Here is an 18,415-nt window from a genome sequence, read left to right as displayed (position 1 = left end):
CCCGTCCCCCTGGGAGGTCCCGTGCGCATCTTCGACCCGCATATCCACATGACCTCACGCACCACCGACGACTACGGGCGGATGGCCGCCGCCGGAGTCCGGGCCGTCGTCGAACCGGCCTTCTGGCTCGGCCAGCCACGCACCAACCCGGGCTCGTTCACCGACTACTTCGACTCGCTGGTCGGGTGGGAGCCGTTCCGGGCCGCCCAGTTCGGCATCCGCCACCACGCCACCATCGCCCTGAACCCGAAGGAGGCCAACGATCCACGCTGCCGGCCGGTGCTCGACCTGATCCCGCGCTACCTCGACAAGGACTCGGTGGTGGCGGTCGGCGAGATCGGGTACGACGCGATGACCCCGGAGGAGGACGAGGCGTTCGCCGTGCAGCTGGCGCTGGCCGTCGAGTACGAACTGCCCGCACTCGTGCACACCCCGCACCGGGACAAGGCGCAGGGTGTGAAACGGACCCTCGACGTGGTGCGGGAGAGCGGTATCCACCCCGGCCGGGTGGTCGTCGACCATCTCAACGAGGTGACCGTCGGCGATGTGCACGACACCGGCTGCTGGATGGGCTTCTCGATCTACCCGGACACGAAGATGTCACCACCGCGGATGGTGGAGATCCTGCGCTCGCACGGCCTGGACCGGATGCTGGTCAACTCGGCCGCCGACTGGGGCCGCTCGGATCCGCTGCTGACCCGCCGCACCGGCGAGGCGATGCTCGCGGCCGGGTTCAGCGATGACGACGTGGACCGGGTGCTGTGGCGCAACCCGGTCGAGTTCTACGGACAGTCCGGGCGTCTCGACCTGAGCGAGACCGGCGACACCGGGCCGCTCTTCGAGGGCAGCTCGATCCTGCGAGGGGGCAGCTGATGCGGGTCCGCCGTCCGGACGGCCGGCAGGTCCACCTCGGCTACTGCACCAATGTGCACCCCGCCGAGGACCTGCCCGGCATCATCGGCCAGCTCGACACGTACGCCGTCGCGGTCCGGGAACGGCTCGGCGCCGACGTGCTCGGGCTCGGCCTGTGGCTGGCCGCGCCGATGGCCGCCGTGCTCGCCGAGGACGGCGAGGCCCGCCGGGGGCTGCGCCGGGAACTGGACGTGCGCGGTCTGGAGGTGGTCACCCTCAACGGTTTCCCGTACGAGGCGTTCCAGGCGCCGGTGGTCAAGCACGCCGTCTACCGGCCCGACTGGACGACCCCGGAACGGCTGGACCACACGCTGAACCTGGCCCGGATCCTGGTCGATCTGCTGCCCGCCGACGCCGACCGGGGTTCGGTGTCGACGCTGCCGCTGGCCTGGCGTGAGCCGTGGACGACGGAGAGCCACGACGCCGCCCGGCGGATGCTGGACCGGCTCGCCGAAGGACTGGCCGAGATCGCCTGGCAGACCGGCCGGGTGGTCCGGGTGGCGTTCGAACCGGAGCCCGGCTGTGTCGCCGAGACCACCGCGCAGGCCGTCGACATGCTGGCCGGCACGGACACCGACCGGCTCGGCGTCTGCCTGGACCTGGCCCACCTGGCGTGCGCCTGGGAGGATCCGAAAGCCGCGGTGGACCGCCTCGCCACGGCCGGGATCCCGATCGTCAAGGTGCAGGTGTCGGCCGCCCTGGAGGTCACCGACCCGGTCGCGGCCCGGCCGGTGCTGGAGCGGTACGCCGAACCCCGGTTCCTGCACCAGACCCGTACCGCCGCCGGCCACGCCTGCGACGACCTGGACCTCGCCCTGGCCGAGAACCCGCCCGGCCCGTGGCGCATCCACTTCCACGTGCCGCTGCACACGCCACCCGCGCCACCGCTGACCGCCACCACACCGCTGCTGCGTGACGCGCTGGCCGTCGTGGACTGCGACCACTTCGACGTGGAGACCTACACCTGGGACGTGCTGCCGGCCGGGCAGCGGCCCACCTCGCCCGCGGAACTGGCCGACGGCATCGCCGGTGAGCTCGCCTGGACCCGCGACCAGCTCACCGGAGGGCACGCATGACGAAACTCGTGGTCCTCGACGTGGTCGGGCTGACCCCGCGCCTGATCGAGCACATGCCCCGGCTGCGGGCGATCGGCGCCGTCAACCGGCTCGACCCGGTGCTCCCGGCCGTCACCTGCTCGGTACAGGCGAGCCTGCTGACCGGGGAGACCCCGGCCGGGCACGGCATCGTCGGCAACGGCTGGTACTTCCGGGATCTGGGCGAGGTGCTGCTGTGGCGCCAGCATCACGCCCTGGTCGGCGGGGAGAAGGTGTGGCAGGCCGCCCGGAAGCGGTCCCCGGGCTACACGGTCGCCAACATCTGCTGGTGGTACGCCATGGGCGCGGACGTCGACTGGACGGTCACGCCACGACCGGTCTACCACGCCGACGGCCGCAAGGAACCGGACTGCTACACCGACCCGCCGGAGCTGCACGACGAGCTGACCGCGAAACTGGGCACCTTCCCGCTTTTCACCTACTGGGGGCCGGGCGCCGGCCTGGCCTCGTCGACGTGGATCTGCCGGGCCGCCGAGCACGTGATGGCCGCCCACGACCCGGACCTGACCCTGGTCTACGTCCCGCACCTGGACTACGACCTGCAACGGTACGGCCCCGGCGACCCCCGGGCGGCGGCCGCCGCGGCCGAGTTGGACGAGGTGCTCGGCCCGCTGCTGGACGCCGCGCGGGCGCGCGGGGCGACGATCGTGGCGCTGTCGGAGTACGGCATCACCCCGGTGCGCCGGCCGGTCGACGTCAACCGGCGGCTGCGCGAGAAGGGCCTGCTGCGGGTACACACCCAAGCCGGCATGGAGTACCTGGACCCGTGGACGTCACGGGCGTTCGCCGTCGCCGACCACCAGATCGCCCACGTGTACGTGCGGGACCCGGCGGACGTGCCGGCGGTCGCGGAGCTGCTCGAGGACCTGCCGGGGGTCGCCGAGGTACGCGACGGCCTCGGCCATGCCCGCTCCGGTGAGCTGGTGCTGGTCGCCGAGCCGGACGCGTGGTTCACCTACTACTACTGGCTCGACGACGCCCGCGCCCCGGACTTCGCCCGGCTGGTGGACATCCACCGCAAACCCGGCTACGACCCGGCCGAGCTGTTCTTCGATCCCGCCGGGCCGGCCGCCGCGAAACGCCGGGCGGCCGTCGCGCTGGCCCGTAAGAAGCTCGGCATGCGCTACCTGATGCGGGTGGTCGGCCTGGACGCCGGCGCGCGAGCGGTCCGCGGCTCGCACGGCCGCCTGCCGGAGAGCGCCGAGGACTCCCCGGTCCTGCTCTGTTCGGACCCGGCCGGGGCCGTCGGCCGGATCGCCGCCACCGACGTGAAGAGCCTGCTGTTGCGCCTGGCCGAGCGGTAGGGGAGGGGCCGTGACACTGCGGGCCCGGTTCGACGCCCAGCTCGACGGCTTTCTCACCGGACAGGTCCCGCAGTGGCCCGAGGGCGCGCCGCGGGGGTTGTTCAGCACGCTGCAACGGTTTCTGCTGTCCGGCGGCAAGCGGCTGCGGCCGATGTTCTGCTACTGGGGCTGGCGCGGCGCGGACGGCGAGGACGGTCCGGGCATCGTCACGGCGGCCGCGGCGCTGGAGATCTTCCACGCCTTCGCGCTGATCCACGACGACATCATGGACGGCAGCGAGCGGCGCCGTGGCGAGCCGTCGGTGCACGCGTTCTTCGCCGATCTGCACACCCGGTCGGCGTGGCGCGGCGACCCGGCCCGGTACGGGCGCAACACCGCGCTGCTCTGCGGCGATCTGTGCGCGGCCTGGGCGGACCAGATGTTCCTGGGCTGCGGGCTGAGTGACGAGCAGGTGAGCCGGGGCTACGCGGTGTTCGGCGCGATGCGTACCGAGGTGATCGCGGGCCAGTATCTCGACCTGGTCTCCGGGGTGGGTGACGGCTCGACCGCCGGCGCCCTGACCGTGATCCGGCTCAAGTCGGCCCGGTACACGGTGACCCGGCCGTTGCAGATCGGCGCGGCTCTGGCCGGCGCCGGGGAGGAGCTGCTGTCGGCGTACGCCGAGTTCGGTGATCCGCTCGGCGACGCCTTCCAGTTGCGTGACGACGTGCTCGGGGTGTTCGGCGATCCGGCGGTGACCGGCAAGCCGGTGCTCGACGACCTGCGCGAGGGCAAGCGCACGGTGCTGATGGCGCTGGCCCGCGAGGCGGCCGGGCACCGGCAGGCGGCCCGGATCCGGACGCTGCTGGGCAGCCCGGACCTGGACGAGGAGGGCGCGGCCGAGCTGCGCCGGATCATCGTCGACACCGGCGCGCTGGACGGCGTGGAACGACTGATCAAGCTGAGGGTGGAGTCCGCCCTGGTGGCGCTGGCCGGATCGGGGATCGCACCCGAGGTGGCGGCCCGGCTGACGGCGCTGGCGCACGAGATAGTTGACCGCCGGCGTTGAAAAGTTCCGTACGTAGTGACAAAAGTCGATGGCTTCTTTACTGTTTCGGGCAGGTGAAGTCGGCGGCGCGACCACCCATTCCGCACGTTCCCCAGCTCTGAAGGGATGGCCGCACCATGCCCGTTTCGTCCCGCCGCCGATGGTGGACCGCCGGCTCCATAGCCGCTCTGATCCTCGCGACCGCCCAGGCCCCAGCCCAGGCGCACCCCGTCGACCCGGCCGACTTCCAGCAGGTCACCCTCGCCAAGGGGGAACCGGAGGTCGGCGAGCCGATGAGCCTCGCCGTGCTGCCGGACCGCTCCGTGCTGCACACCGCCCGCAACGGCACGCTGCGCCGCACCGATGCCGCCGGCAACACCGCCGTCGTCGGCACCCTCGCCGTCTACACCCACGACGAGGAGGGGCTCCAGGGTGTCGGCGTCGACCCGGGCTTCGCCACCAACCGGTTCATCTACCTCTACTACGCCCCGCCGCTGAGCACCCCGGCCGGCGACGCGCCGGACACCGGCACCGACTTCTCGGCCTGGAACGGCGTCAACCGCCTCGCCCGCTTCACGCTCACCGCGGACTGGAAGCTCAGCGCCGAGCGCACCGTCCTCGACGTGCCGGCCACCCGGGGCATCTGCTGCCACGTCGGCGGGGACATCGACTTCGACGCGGCCGGCAACCTCTACCTGTCCACCGGCGACGACAGCAACCCGTTCCAGTCCGACGGCTACACGCCGATCGACGAGCGCGCCGACCGTAATCCGGCCTTCGACGCCCAGCGGACCGCGGCGAACACCAACGACCTGCGCGGCAAGATCCTGCGCATCAAGGTCAACGCGGACGGCACGTACAGCTCGCCGGCCGGGAACATGTTCGCCGCGGGCACGGCCGGGACCCGCCCGGAGATCTACGCGATGGGCTTCCGCAACCCGTTCCGGATGACCGTCGACAAGGCCACCGGCGCGGTCTACGTCGGCGACTACGGCCCGGACGCCGGTTCGTCGTCGGCTCGCGGCCCGAGCGGCCAGGTCGAGTTCAACCGGATCACCGCACCCGGCAACTTCGGCTGGCCGTACTGCACCGGCACCAACACCGCCGCCGAGACGTACGCCGACCACAACTTCGCCACCGGCGCCACCGGCGCGAAGTTCACCTGCGCGGCCGGTGCGGTCAACAACTCGCCGCGCAACACCGGCCTCGGCACGCTTCCGGCCGCCAAGACCTCCTGGATCCGGTACGGCGGGGACGCCGGCACGCCACCGGAGTTCGGTGGCGGCTCGGAATCGCCGATGGGCGGCCCGGTCTACCGGTACGACGCGGCCAACCCCTCCACCACGAAGTTCCCGCAGTCGCTGGACGGGCACTTCTTCGCCGCCGAGTTCGGCCGTGGCTGGATCAAGCCGATCCACGTCGGCGCCGACGGCTCGGTCGGCGAGATCTCGGCCTTCACCTGGAACGGCAAGCAGGTGATGGACCTCGCGTTCGGGCCGGACGGGGCGCTCTACGTGCTCGACTACGGCACCGGCTACTTCAACGGCGACGAGAACTCGGCGCTGTACCGGTACGACCACGTGGGCGGCGGCAACCGGGCGCCGACCGCGGTGGCGAACGCCGACCAGACCTCCGGGCAGGCCCCGATGACCGTGCAGTTCTCCTCGGCCGGCTCCACCGACCCCGAGGGCGGGGCACTCACCTACCGGTGGGACTTCGGTGACGGCGGCAGCTCCACGGCGGCCAACCCGTCGCACACGTTCACCGCCAACGGCGCCTACGACGTGAAACTCACCGTCACCGACCCGCAGGGCGCCACCGGCAGCGACAACGTGCAGATCGGGGTCGGCAACACCGCCCCGACCGTACGGATCAACGCGCCCGGCGACGGGCAGGTGTTCTCCTTCGGCGACACGATCGCCTACGCGGTGACCGTCACCGACCCGGAGGACGCCACCATCGACTGCGCCAAGGTCAAGATGACCTACGTGCTCGGCCACGACCAGCACGGGCACCAGATCACCTCGAAGACCGGCTGCACCGGCACGCTCACCATCCCGGTCGACGGCGAGCACGACACCGCGGCGAACATCTTCGCCGTGTTCGACGCCGAGTACACCGACGCCGGCGGCCTGACCACGCACACCCAGCACACCCTGCAACCCGCGCACCGGCAGGCCGAGCACTACAAGACCTCTGCCGGCGTCGCCCCGATGAACAAGCCGGAGGCCGAGGGCGGCAAGACCGTCGGGGACATCCACAACGGCGACTGGATCGCGTTCCAGCCGTACCAGCTCGGTAACGTGTCCCGCTTCAGTGCCCGGGTCTCGTCGGCCGGGGTGGGCGGCACGATCCAGGTGCGGGCCGGTTCGGCCACCGGGACCGTGCTCGGTTCGGCCGCCGTGCCGGTGACCGGTGGCTGGAACGTCTTCACCGACGTCGGCGGCGCCCTCACCAGCCCGCCGGCCGGCACCACCACGCTGTACCTGACGTTCGGCGGCGGCGCGGGTGCGCTCTTCGACGTCGACGCGTTCACCCTCACCGCGGCCCCCACCGGCCCGGTCACCGGCTTCGCCGGCAAGTGCCTGGACGTCAACGGCGGCGGCACCGCCGACGGCACCAAGATCCAGCTGTGGACCTGCAACGGATCCGCCGCGCAGAACTGGACCGTCAACGGCCAGGTCTGGCGCAACCCGCAGTCGGGCAAGTGCCTCGACGTGGCCGGCGGCGCCACCGCCAACGGCACCAAGGTCCAGCTCTGGACCTGCAACGGCACCGGCGCCCAGAACTGGACCGCACCGGCCGACCGGACGGTCCGGAACCCGGTCTCCGGCCGGTGCCTCGACGTCTCCGAGGTCAAACCGAACGACGGCCAGCAGATCCACATCTGGGACTGCCTGGGCGCCGCCAACCAGCTGTGGAACCTGCCTCAGTGAGGAGAGAACCGATGCTTGCCCGAGCCATCGTCGCCGCGCTGACCACCGTGGCGTGCACCGCCGTGGCGGCGCCCGCCGTCGCCGCCGACCCCGCCTACGACGTCCTCGTCTTCTCCAAGACCGCCGGGTTCCGGCACGACTCGATCGCCGCCGGCGTCCAGGCCGTCCGTGACCTGGGCGCGGCGAACAACTTCACCGTCACCGCCACCGAGGACGCGACCGCGTTCACCGCCGCCAACCTGGCCCGCTTCGAGACGGTCGTCTTCCTCAACACCACCGGCGACGTCCTGGACGCGAACCAGCAGAGCGCCTTCGAGGCGTACGTCCGTGGCGGTGGTGGTTTCACCGGCGTCCACGCGGCCGCCGACACCGAGTACGACTGGCCGTTCTACGGGCAGCTCGTCGGCGCCTGGTTCGCCTCCCACCCGGCGGTCCAGCAGGCGACCGTCAAGGTCGAGGACCGGGCGCACGCGGCCACCGCCCACCTGCCGCAGTCCTGGCCGCGCACCGACGAGTGGTACGACTACCGCACCAACGCCCGCAGCACCGCCCACGTGCTGGCCACCCTCGACGAGAGCTCCTACTCGGGCGGCACGATGGGCGCCGACCACCCGCACGCCTGGTGCAAGACCCTCGACTCCGGCCGCTCCTTCTACACCGGCGGCGGGCACACGCAGTCGGCGTACAGTGAGCCCGCCTTCCGGGCGCACCTGCTCGGCGGCATCCGCTACACGGCCAAACGTACGCACGCCGACTGCCGCTCGGAGACCGGCTACACCGCGCTCTACAACGGCTCCACCACCGGTTGGTCGCAGGCCGGTCCCGGCGCCTTCACCAGCACCGACGCCACCCTGACGTCCACCGGCGGGATGGGCCTGTACTGGTACTCGGCCAAGCAGTTCACCGACTACTCGCTCAAACTCGACTGGCGGCTGGCCGGGGACGACAACACCGGCGTCTTCCTCGGGTTCCCGCCGTCGAGCGACCCGTGGTCGGCGGTGAACAACGGCTACGAGATTCAGATCGACGCCACCGACGCGGCCGACCGCACCACCGGGTCGGTCTACACGTTCAAGGCCGCCGACATCGCGGCCCGGGACGCGGCGCTCAACCCGCCGGGGGAGTGGAACACCTACGAGATCCGGGTGGAGGGCGAGCGCCTCCAGGTCCTCCTCAACGGCGTCAAGATCAACGACTACACCAACACCGATCCGGTACGGTCGCTGGCCGGCCACATCGGCATCCAGAACCACGGCGACGGTGACGAGGCGTCGTTCCGCAACATCCGGATCAAGGAGCTGGGTGGCCCCGTCGGTGGCACCGGGCCGGTCGTCGGCCTGGCCGGCAAGTGCCTCGACGTGAGCAACGGCGGCTCCGCGGACGGCACCAAGATCCAGCTGTGGACGTGCAACGGCAGCGGCGCGCAGAACTGGCAGATCAGCGGCCAGGTCTGGCGTAACCCGCAGTCGAACAAGTGCCTGGACGTGGCCGGCGGCGGCACCGCCAACGGCACCAAGGTCCAGCTGTGGACCTGCAACGGCACCGGCGCCCAGAACTGGGCCGCGCAGGCCGGCGGCACGGTCCGCAACCCGCAGTCGGGCCGGTGCCTGGACGTGTCGCAGAACAGTTCCGCCGACGGGCAGCAGATCCACCTCTGGGACTGTCACACCGGCGCGAACCAGCAGTGGCGTCTTCCCTAGACGTACCAGCGCTACTAGGGTGGGTTGCGGCGACCGTGGACACAGCGGTGTCCGGGACGGGAGGCGCAACCCACCCCGGCATACCCGCCGCACCCTGCCCTGACCGCTCGCCTCTCTCCGGCTCCTCGCGCCGGGCATCGAATCCCCTTTCGAGACACTGCTGCGAGGAAGTGAGACCATGGCACGACCGATCACCCTGTTCACCGGTCAGTGGGCCGACCTGCCGTTCGACGAGGTGTGCCGGCTGGCCTCCGGCTGGGGGTACGACGGCCTGGAGATCGCCTGCTGGGGCGACCACTTCGAGGTCGACAAGGCGCTCGCCGACGACGGCTACCTCGACCGCAAACGCGAGACCCTGGCCAAGCACAACCTCCAGGTGTTCGCGATCTCCAACCACCTGGTCGGCCAGGCGGTCTGCGACCACCCGATCGACGAGCGGCACCAGGACATCCTCCCCGCCCGGATCTGGGGCGACGGCGAACCCGAAGGGGTACGCCGACGGGCCGCCGAGGAGATGAAGGACACCGCCCGTGCGGCCGCCGAGCTCGGCGTGCGTACCGTCGTGGGTTTCACCGGGTCGTCGATCTGGCACACGCTGGCCATGTTCCCGCCGGTCCCGCCGTCGATGATCGAGCGTGGCTACGCCGACTTCGCCGACCGCTGGAACCCGATCCTCGACGTCTTCGACGAGGTGGGCGTCCGGTTCGCACACGAGGTGCACCCCAGCGAGATCGCCTACGACTACTGGACCACCAAGCGCACGCTGGAGGCGATCGGTCACCGGCCCGCGTTCGGCCTCAACTGGGACCCGTCGCACTTCGTCTGGCAGGATCTCGACCCGGTCAACTTCATCTTCGACTTCGCCGACCGCATCTACCACGTGGACTGCAAGGACGCGAAGGTGCGCACCGGCGACGGTCGGCGTGGCCGGCTCAGCTCCCACCTGCCGTGGGCGGACATGCGGCGCGGCTGGGACTTCGTCTCCACCGGTCACGGCGACGTGCCCTGGGAGGACTGCTTCCGGGCGCTGAACGCGATCGGCTACGACGGCCCGATCTCGATCGAGTGGGAGGACGCCGGCATGGACCGCCTCGTCGGCGCCCCGGAGGCTCTCCAGTTCGTGCGCCGACTGGCGTTCGACGCGCCGGCGGCGGCGTTCGACGCGGCCTTCTCCTCCCACCAGTAACCCATCATCTCCTGGTCACGGCCCCGGCCGGGCGCCCGTGTGCGCCCGGCTCGAGCCGTCGTGCACTTTCGTCTGCTCCGACGAAAGTTAGATTGACTCATGCAGATGTTTCTCTAGAGACAACTGTGAATACGCGGTAACGTGCGGTACGGAAACCGCTCTGCACGAAAGTTGCCGCTTGCGGGCGCTCCTCGCAGGCCATCCGTGTTCACTGTCGTAACCGGAGGCACCACCATGCATGAGTCACCATCCCGTCCGTCCGCCCTGAGCCGCCGCAACCTGCTCGGCGCCGCGGCTGCCGGCGCCACCGCCACCGCCATCGGATCACCCGCCGCGGCTGGCGGTGGCGGCTCCGCGCACCGGGTCCCCCGCGACCAGATCAGCGTGCAGCTCTACACGCTGCGCAACCAGCTCGCCATCGACCTCGAGGGCAGCCTCGCCGAACTCGCCGAGATCGGCTACACCCGCGTCGAGCACGCCGGATTCGTGGGCCGCACCGCCGCCCAGTTCCGGACCGCCCTCGACAACGCCGGACTGCGCGCCACCTCCGGCCACGCCGGCATCCCACAACCGTGGAACGCCGAGACCTGGAAACGCACCCTGGACGACGCCGCCGTCGTCGGCAACACATTCATCGTCCACCCGTACTTCGGCACCGGGCCCACCGGGCCGATCCGCGACGGCGCCGTCTACCGCGCCTTCGCCGCCGACCTCAACAAGGCCGGCGAGCTGGCCCGCAAGGCCGGGCTCAGCTTCGGCTACCACAACCACCACAACGAGTTCCTGCGCCAGACCGGCACCGAGATCACCGGATTCGACATCCTCACCGGCGGAACCGACCCCCGCCTGGTCCACCTGGAGGTCGACATCTACTGGGCCTGGCGCGGCGCCGCCGACCCGGTCGACCTGATCGAGCGCAACCGCCGCCGCATCAAACAGGTGCACGTCAAGGACATGGCCGTGAGCAGCAGCTTCGCCGACCCCGGCGACGGTCTGATCGACTTCGAACGGGTGTTCCGCCGCGCCCACGAGGCCGGCCTCATCGAATACATCGTGGAACGCGACGACGCCGGCAGCCCGCCCCGCACCCCGGAGCAGGCCCTCGACACCGCCCGCGTCGGCTACCAGTACCTCGCCGGACTGAGGTACTGACATGCGACGGCTCGTCACCGGCGCCGCCGCGGCCCTGCTCGCCACCACCCTGGTCACCGGCTTCGGCAACCCGGCCCAGGCCGCCCCGCCGGACACCGACTTCCAGAAGGTCACCCTCAACGACTTCCCGGGCGAACCGATGGCCCTGGCCGTCCTGCCCGACAAGCGGGTGTTGCACACCGCCCGCCGCGGCGAGGTCCGCATCCACGAACCGCGGACCGGCCGCAACGTCCTCGCCGCCACCATCCCGGTTTACCAGCACGACGAGGAGGGTGTGCAGGGCATCGCCGTCGACCCCGACTTCCAGCACAACCACTGGGTGTACGTCTACTACTCACCCGTGCTGAACACCCCGGTCGACGACCCGGCCACACCGAACGTCAACGAGGGCAACGCCCCGGAGAACGGCGCCGCCGCCGACTTCGCCCCCTTCAAGGGACACCTGCAACTGTCCCGGTTCAAGCTGCGCGGCAACACCCTCGACCTGGGCAGCGAACAGAAGATCCTCCAGGTCCCGGTGGACCGGGGCATCTGCTGCCACGTCGGCGGGAAGATCGACTTCGACCGGCACGGCAACCTCTTCCTCTCCACCGGCGACGACACCAACCCGTTCGCGTCCAGCGGCTACACCCCGATCGACGAGCGGGCCGGCCGCAACCCCGCGTTCGACGCCCAGCGCAGCTCCGGCAACACCAACGACCTGCGCGGCAAGCTCCTGCGGATCAGCGTCGAGCCGAACGGCGCCTACACGATTCCGCGCGGCAACCTGTTCAAACCCGGCACGGCCAAGACCCGGCCGGAGATCTACGCCATGGGGCTGCGCAACCCGTTCCGGTTCGACGTCGACGAGAAGACCGGCGTCGTCTACCTGGCCGACTACTCGCCGGACGCTCGCAACGCCGACCCGGCGCGCGGGCCGGCCGGACACGGGCGCTGGATGGCCATCGACAAACCCGCCAACTACGGATGGCCGTACTGCGTGGCGCCCGACATGCCGTACGTCGACTACGACTTCGCGACGAGCACCTCCGGGGCGCCGTTCAACTGCGCCCAGCCGGTCAACGAGTCGCCCAACAACACCGGCCTGCGCAACCTGCCGCCGGTGGAGAAGGCGGAGGTCGTCTACACGTACACAGCCAGCACCCAGTTCCCCGAGCTGGGCACCGGCGGCATCGGCCCGATGGGCGGGCCCGCCTACCAGTACGACCGGCGCAACACCTCACCGTTGCGCTGGCCGGCCGACTTCGCCGGGAAACCGCTGTTCTACGAGTGGACCCGCGACTACGTGAAAGCCTTCACGCTGGACCGCCGCAACCAGGTCACGGCCATCGAGGCGGTGCTGCCGTCGATCGTCTTCGACAACCCGATGGACCTGGAGTTCGGGCCGGACGGCGCGCTCTACGTCCTCGAGTACGGCGACGGCTTCTTCTCCGAGAACCCGGAGGCGCAGCTCGCCCGGATCGACTACGCGCCGAAGAACAGGACGCCGATCGTGAAGATCAGCGGGTCACCCACGGTCGGGTCGGCGCCGTTCACGGTGAACTTCACCAGCGCGGGCACCCTCGACCCGGACGGCGACGCCCTCCGGTACGCGTGGGACTTCGACGCCGACGGCGACGTCGACTCGCGCCAGGCCGACCCGTCCTACACATACACCCAGAACGGTGACTACCGGGCCACCCTCAAGGTCACCGACTCCACCGGCCGCTCCGCCTCCGCGGAGTTCCGCCTGCACGTCGGCCCGGTGGCGCCCACCGTGTCGTTCGTGACACCGACCGAGGACCAGCCGTTCGCGTTCGGCGACACCGTCACCTTCGCAGTGAACGTGGTCGACGACCAGCCGGTGAACTGCGCCAGCGTGCAGGTCTCCTACATTCTCGGCCACGACGAGCACGGCCACCCGCTGTCGACGACCTCCGGATGCAGTGGCTCGATCACCACGTTCATCGACCCCGGGCATGCCGGGGCGGAGGGTCTGGTGGCGGTCTTCGTCGCCGAGTACACCGACAGCGACGGCCAGACCGGCTCGGCCGAGGTGGTCCTCACACCCAGCGAACCCTGATGCCCGTCTGAGGCGAGGCGTGCCCGGGGCTTTCCGTCCCCGGGCACCTCGATCATTGCAGGACACCGGCGCGGAAGGCCTTGGCCACCGCGTGGGCCCTGTCATTGGCGTCCAGCTTGCGGAAGACGTTCTTCAGGTGGCTGTGGATGGTCGCCGCACTCAGGTAGAGGTGGGCGCCGATCTGCTTGTTGGTCTTACCCTCCGCCACCAAGGTCAGGATCTGTACCTCCCGGTGGCTGAGCGAGTCGATGTCGATGGGGGCGAGTCGGCGCGAGGTCCGAAAGAGTTCATCCATGGATCTCACTGTCCAGCCGGTCAGTGGCCCGTTCGTGTCGCCAACCGGGCGGCCATCGTGCCGTTTCTGGTTTGACATCCTCGCGTCGGCCGGTGAAATGAATGTGACATACGTTCGTGTCCGTAGACTGCGTCGGGTGAGCATCGGCAAAGGCGACATCGCACCCGACTTCGAGCTGTCCGACCAGAACGGCACGCCCCGGCGGCTGACCGACCTGCTGGCGGACGGGCCCGTCGTCCTCTTCTTCTACCCCGCGGCCATGACCAAGGGCTGCACCGCGGAGGCCTGCCACTTCCGGGACCTGGCGGCGGAGTTCCGCGCGGCCGGCGTGCAGCGGGTCGGCATCAGCAGGGACACCGTCGAGAAGCAGAAGCTCTTCGCGGAGACCCACACCTTCGACTACCCGCTGCTGTCCGATCCCGATTCGGCGACCATCGCGGCGTACGGCGTGAAGCGCAAGCTGAACCTCGGCCCGCTGAGCACCAAGCGGATGACGTTCGTGATCGGCACCGACCGCAGGATTCTCGACGTCATCCACAGCGAGCTGGACATGAACCAGCACGCCGCCGAGGCGCTCAGCGTGGCGTCCGCCGCCAAGTCCTGACCCGCTCCGCGCGCTGGAAGGCCGCGCAGAGGAACACCAGGGTCACGGCGAAGACCGGCAGCCAGAGCAGGCGGTACAGCGGCCACATCCCGGTCGGCGGGCCGGACAGGCCGGGCAGCGGGCCGGCGAGCAGCCCGCCGAAGGTGACCAGCAGCAGGGCGCTCTGGTGCCAGCAGTAGACGGTCATCGCCGACCGATTGAGCACGGCGACCGGCGTCCCGACGGCCGGTCGCCGCAGCCATCCGGCCAGCCGGTCCCGGACCAGCAGGAACACGCCGATCTGCGCGGCGGCCAGAGCCAGCGCGAACAGCGACGGCGGATCGAGGTTCGACCAGCCGTCACCGGGGACGCCCACCGCGCTGGCCGGATAGCCGGCGAGCAGCACCAGTCCGGCGCCGGCGGCCACGCCCATCAGCGCCAGGATCCGGCCGGCCCGCTGGGGGAGCAGGCCGTCGGCCAGGGCGATACCCAGCAGATACGGCACCGCCCAGCCGGCCACCGTGGCCGCCGGATGCAGCCAGGCCGCTGTCTCCAAGTGGCGGGCGACGTCACAGGCCGCCACCAGCGCGATCGCCGGCGCCAGCGGCCACAGCCGGTATCGGCCGACCGCGGCCCGCAGCAGCGGAGCGCTCACGGTCAGGACCAGATAAACCAACAGAAACCACAGCGGGTGTACGAGCAGCGAGCGCACCACGTGCAGGGTGCTGTCCGGCGCGCCGGTCACCCGCAGCAGCAGCCAGGCGGGCAGCCACACGGCGGCCAGCAGCCCAATCGGGCGGGCAAGCCGGGCAAATCGGGCGGCAAGCCCGGGGCGGCTGCGTGCGGCCGGTTCGCGGCGGCTGCCGACGGCCGGTTCGCGGCGGCTGTGGGTGGCGGGTTCGCGGCGGCTGCGGGCGGCTGCGAATCCGCCGGCGAAGAAGAACAGGCCCAGGGTCTGCAACACCCACGTCGCCGGGGTCAGTGCCGGGAACGCCGCCAGCGGGCTCGCCCCGTGCCACGCCGCGGGCCGGGCGGGATCGCTCACCACCGCGGACACCAGCCAGTGCCCGATCACCACGCCCAGGATCGCCACGGCCCGGAGCGCGTCGATCGTACGATCACGGGTCTTGGATCTTGAAAGAGTCATGGCAGATCACCGGCGATCCGGGCCAGTGCCGCCAGCGAATCGGTGCCCGGCGACAGATAGTGATCGTGATCGTGGACGTCCGCGGTGGCGAACACCCGGGCGCCGAACCCCGGCCCGGCCGGATCGGCCCCGAGACCCAGCCCGAACAGCCGCACCTCCGGAACCCACCGCACCCAGTCCTGATCGCTCCGACCGGCCCACACCCGTGCGCCCGTGCGCAGACCGGCGACGTCGCCGACACCCATGCCAGCGCTGCCGAACACGGCGATGTCGGTCACCTGCGGTGGCAACCGGGGCGCGGCGTGCCCGATCACCGCCGACCCGTAACTGTGCCCGAGCAGCGCGATCGTCGCCCGCGGGCGAACCGCGACCAGACCGGCCACGAACCGTTCCAGCTCCGCGGCCCCGGCCCGCGCCAGGTTCGCCCGGCCGGCCTCGTCGAACCCCTGCGGTGTGTCGTAGCCGAGCCACGCGATCACCGCGAACCCGCCGGATCCCGCCCCGGCCCGCTGGAGGTCGGCCGCCTGCACGGCCGGTGACCGGTATGACCGCCCGCCCACACCCCGCCAGAAATTCGCCAGCCGGTTGGTCATGCCGGGCACCAGCACCGCGATCCGCCGCGCCGTCGACAGGTCACCGAACACCTGGGCGACCCGGCCCCGCCCGCGCGGGTCGAACAGCAGGAAATCGCCGTCCGGGCGGTCGATCCCGGCCGCCCGCATGGATCGCCGGTTCGCCTCGTAGCGCAGCGTGATCGGCGCCCCGTCCAGATTGCCGACCACCTCGGGACGTTCGGCGGCCAGCTCCCGCTGCCGGTCGCCGGGCATGACGGCGAACCACTCGTGGACCGTCGCCGGCCGTGCGGCGGCGCCCACCGGGGCCGGAACAGGGGGCGCGGCCAGCACGGTGCCCGCCGACGGCGCCACGATGACCGCGGTGACCGCCAGAACCGTCCGCAACCGATTGATCAGAATCATGCCGATCACGGTGCCCGGCGACCGGGCGCCGCCACATCGGCCCGCGGACGGCAACGGCATCCGCCCGTGGGCGTAAGCCCGCGAGCCGATGCGCCGGTGATCTTCACGTCGATACAGTCGGCCGCATGCCTACCCCACCGAAACGGACGGGTGGCGTGCTGGTCTGGAGCGCCGCGCTCCTGTTCCCGTTCGCCCTGTTCGCCACGATCACTCTGCCGGGTGGCGGCGACGGGAACCTGCTCCAGCTGCCCCTGGCCGCCTTGGCCCTGCTGCTGCCCCTGGGGCTGGCCCGCCGATCCCCGCTGGCGGGTCTGCTGGTGCTGCTCGCCGGCGGAACAGCCGTGCTGTTCCTCGTCCAGGACGAGACCTTCGGCCGCATCCTGATCCTCGTCGTGGTCATCGTGGCCGACGGCATGGCCGGCCACGTGGCGGCCACCCGGCCACGGCGGCTGTCGTTGCCGGCGGCGGCTCTGACCGCGGTCGTGCAGGGCAACCTGGCCCTGACCATCGGCCAGGTCGACGACGTGCCGACCGTGCTCACCGTGATCCTGCTGGGGGTCATCACCGCGTGGGTGATCGGCGACTCGATCCGGCAGCGCCGCCGGCATGCCGCCACCCAGCGGGAACAGGCCGAGGCGCGGGCCGTCGAGGCGGAACGGCTGCGGATCGCCCGCGAACTGCACGACATGGTCGCGCACAGCATCGCCGTCATCGCCGTACAGGCCGGCATGGGCCGCCGCGTCATCGACACCCAGCCGGCCGAGGCGCGCAACGCCCTGGCGAACATCGAGGACACCAGCCGGGAGACCGCGGCCGCCCTGCGCCGGATGCTCGTCAGCCTGCGCCGCAGCGACGGCGGCTCCGCCCCGGCGCCACGGGACCCCGCTCCGGGCCTGGCCGACCTCGACGACCTGGTCACCCGCAGCGCCCAGGCGGGCGTGGAGATCCGGCTGCGCCGCCACGGCGACCGGGCGCCGCTGCCGCCCGACATCGACCTGTCCGCGTACCGGATCGTCCAGGAGGCGGTGACCAACGTGATCCGGCACGCCGGCACCGGCCACTGCGACGTCGGCGTCCAGCAGGACGGCCGCGCGCTCACCATCGAGGTCACCGACGACGGCCCCGGCACGGGCGTACCCGCCGTCGCCGGCAGCGGGAACGGCCTCACCGGCATGCGGGAGCGCGTCAGCCTCCTGGGCGGCGAGTTCGCCTCCGGCCCCCGGCCCGGCGGCGGATTCCGGATCGCCGCGACCATCCCGCTCCCGGAGACCACCCGATGAGCGTCCGCGTGGTGCTCGCCGACGACCAGCCGCTGATCCGCAGCGGGCTGCGGGTGCTCATCGACGCCACCGAGGACCTGCGAGTCGTCGGCGAGGCCGCCACCGGTGCCGAGGCCGTACGCCTGGTCCGTGAACAGGAACCCGACGTCGTCGTCATGGACATCCGGATGCCGGTCATGGACGGGATCGAGGCCACCCGGCACATCACCGCGGGGACCGGCCCGGCCCGGGTACTCATGCTCACCACGTTCGACGACGACGAGTACGTCTACTCCGCCCTGCGCGCCGGAGCCAGCGGGTTTCTCGTCAAGGACATGGCGCTCGACGACATCCTCGGCGCCATCCGCGTGGTCGCCGCCGGGGACGCGCTGATCGCCCCCAGCGTCACCCGCCGCCTCATCGGGCACTTCGCCGCCGGCGCCCCCGCACCCGCCCCGTCACCGGCCCGGTCACGCATGGACGACGCGATCACCGAACGGGAGCGGGAGGTGCTCACCCTGGTGGGACGTGGCCGGTCGAACGCGGAGATCGCCGAGGAGCTGCACATCAGCCCGGCCACCGCCAAGGCCCACGTGGCCCGGCTCTTCACCAAACTCGACGCCCGGGACCGGGTCCATCTGGTGATCATCGCGTACGAGATGGGCCTGGTCGCCCCCGGACCGTAGGGTGCCCTGCCGGTACCTGTCTCGTCAGTGACTCCCTGCCGCCCGGCGCCTGGCGCTTTGATGATGGTGAGAAC

15 protein-coding genes are annotated in these 18,415 nt (G+C 71.3%); 12 read left to right on the top strand and 3 right to left on the bottom strand.

Annotation, left to right across the window (positions count from 1 at the left end; genetic code table 11):
• The first annotated feature begins 21 nt into the window (after positions 1-21).
• From BJ964_RS37370 to BJ964_RS37330, 9 genes are all read left to right on the top strand, one after another.
• Positions 22-873: a TatD family hydrolase gene (locus tag BJ964_RS37370; protein ID WP_188125064.1), complete on the top strand. Its 852-nt coding sequence runs from the start codon at positions 22-24 to the stop codon at positions 871-873.
• Complete coding sequence (gene eboE, locus BJ964_RS37365) at positions 873-1,988, top strand: metabolite traffic protein EboE (protein WP_188125063.1); 1,116 nt, start codon at positions 873-875, stop codon at positions 1,986-1,988. Before BJ964_RS37370 ends, eboE begins: the two co-directional genes overlap by 1 nt.
• On the top strand, positions 1,985-3,331 hold the full coding sequence (locus BJ964_RS37360) for a nucleotide pyrophosphatase/phosphodiesterase family protein (RefSeq protein ID WP_188125062.1): 1,347 nt from the start codon (positions 1,985-1,987) through the stop codon (positions 3,329-3,331). The genes eboE and BJ964_RS37360 overlap by 4 nt, the downstream gene beginning before the upstream one ends.
• Positions 3,332-3,341: 10 nt before the next feature.
• The gene (locus tag BJ964_RS37355; protein WP_188125061.1) at positions 3,342-4,379 is read left to right on the top strand and encodes a polyprenyl synthetase family protein; all 1,038 of its coding nucleotides are present in this window, start codon (positions 3,342-3,344) and stop codon (positions 4,377-4,379) included.
• A 116-nt stretch (positions 4,380-4,495) separates the two neighbouring features.
• The gene (locus BJ964_RS37350) at positions 4,496-7,294 is read left to right on the top strand and encodes a PQQ-dependent sugar dehydrogenase (RefSeq protein ID WP_188125060.1); all 2,799 of its coding nucleotides are present in this window, start codon (positions 4,496-4,498) and stop codon (positions 7,292-7,294) included.
• Positions 7,295-7,305: 11 nt separating this feature from the next.
• Positions 7,306-8,994, top strand: a complete 1,689-nt coding sequence (locus BJ964_RS37345) for a ThuA domain-containing protein (protein ID WP_188125059.1) — start codon at positions 7,306-7,308, stop codon at positions 8,992-8,994.
• Positions 8,995-9,172: 178 nt separating this feature from the next.
• The gene (locus BJ964_RS37340; protein WP_188125058.1) at positions 9,173-10,180 is read left to right on the top strand and encodes a sugar phosphate isomerase/epimerase family protein; all 1,008 of its coding nucleotides are present in this window, start codon (positions 9,173-9,175) and stop codon (positions 10,178-10,180) included.
• Between the two features lie 234 nt (positions 10,181-10,414).
• Complete coding sequence (locus BJ964_RS37335; RefSeq protein ID WP_188125057.1) at positions 10,415-11,332, top strand: sugar phosphate isomerase/epimerase family protein; 918 nt, start codon at positions 10,415-10,417, stop codon at positions 11,330-11,332.
• Position 11,333: 1 nt separating this feature from the next.
• Positions 11,334-13,394 (top strand): PQQ-dependent sugar dehydrogenase, encoded by a 2,061-nt coding sequence (locus tag BJ964_RS37330; RefSeq protein ID WP_188125056.1) that lies wholly within the window; start codon positions 11,334-11,336, stop codon positions 13,392-13,394.
• 52 nt (positions 13,395-13,446) lie between these two features.
• On the opposite strand, the gene BJ964_RS37325 is transcribed toward BJ964_RS37330, so the two are convergent.
• Complete coding sequence (locus BJ964_RS37325; protein WP_188125055.1) at positions 13,447-13,689, bottom strand: response regulator transcription factor; 243 nt, start codon at positions 13,687-13,689, stop codon at positions 13,447-13,449.
• 136 nt (positions 13,690-13,825) lie between these two features.
• Here BJ964_RS37325 and BJ964_RS37320 point away from each other — a divergent pair, with 136 nt between their 5' ends.
• On the top strand, positions 13,826-14,293 hold the full coding sequence (locus BJ964_RS37320; protein WP_229806668.1) for a peroxiredoxin: 468 nt from the start codon (positions 13,826-13,828) through the stop codon (positions 14,291-14,293).
• On the opposite strand, the gene BJ964_RS37315 is transcribed toward BJ964_RS37320, so the two are convergent.
• A complete protein-coding gene (locus tag BJ964_RS37315) occupies positions 14,265-15,419 on the bottom strand; it encodes an acyltransferase family protein (protein WP_188125053.1) in 1,155 nt (384 codons plus the stop codon). The two genes, BJ964_RS37320 and BJ964_RS37315, sit on opposite strands and share 29 nt — an antisense overlap.
• Entirely contained in the window at positions 15,416-16,396 is a 981-nt protein-coding gene (locus tag BJ964_RS37310; RefSeq protein WP_188125052.1) for an alpha/beta hydrolase, read from the bottom strand. Before BJ964_RS37310 ends, BJ964_RS37315 begins: the two co-directional genes overlap by 4 nt.
• A gap of 125 nt (positions 16,397-16,521) precedes the next feature.
• On the opposite strand from BJ964_RS37310, the gene BJ964_RS37305 reads away from it, so the two are divergent.
• Positions 16,522-17,676 (top strand): sensor histidine kinase, encoded by a 1,155-nt coding sequence (locus BJ964_RS37305; RefSeq protein WP_188125051.1) that lies wholly within the window; start codon positions 16,522-16,524, stop codon positions 17,674-17,676.
• Entirely contained in the window at positions 17,673-18,341 is a 669-nt protein-coding gene (locus BJ964_RS37300) for a response regulator (RefSeq protein WP_188125050.1), read from the top strand. The genes BJ964_RS37305 and BJ964_RS37300 overlap by 4 nt, the downstream gene beginning before the upstream one ends.
• Positions 18,342-18,415 lie beyond the last annotated feature (74 nt).

It is taken from the genome of Actinoplanes lobatus, assembly GCF_014205215.1.
Lineage (GTDB): Bacteria > Actinomycetota > Actinomycetes > Mycobacteriales > Micromonosporaceae > Actinoplanes > Actinoplanes lobatus.
Note: the sequence above shows the minus strand (reverse complement) of the source record. Positions and strands in the feature narration are given on the sequence as shown.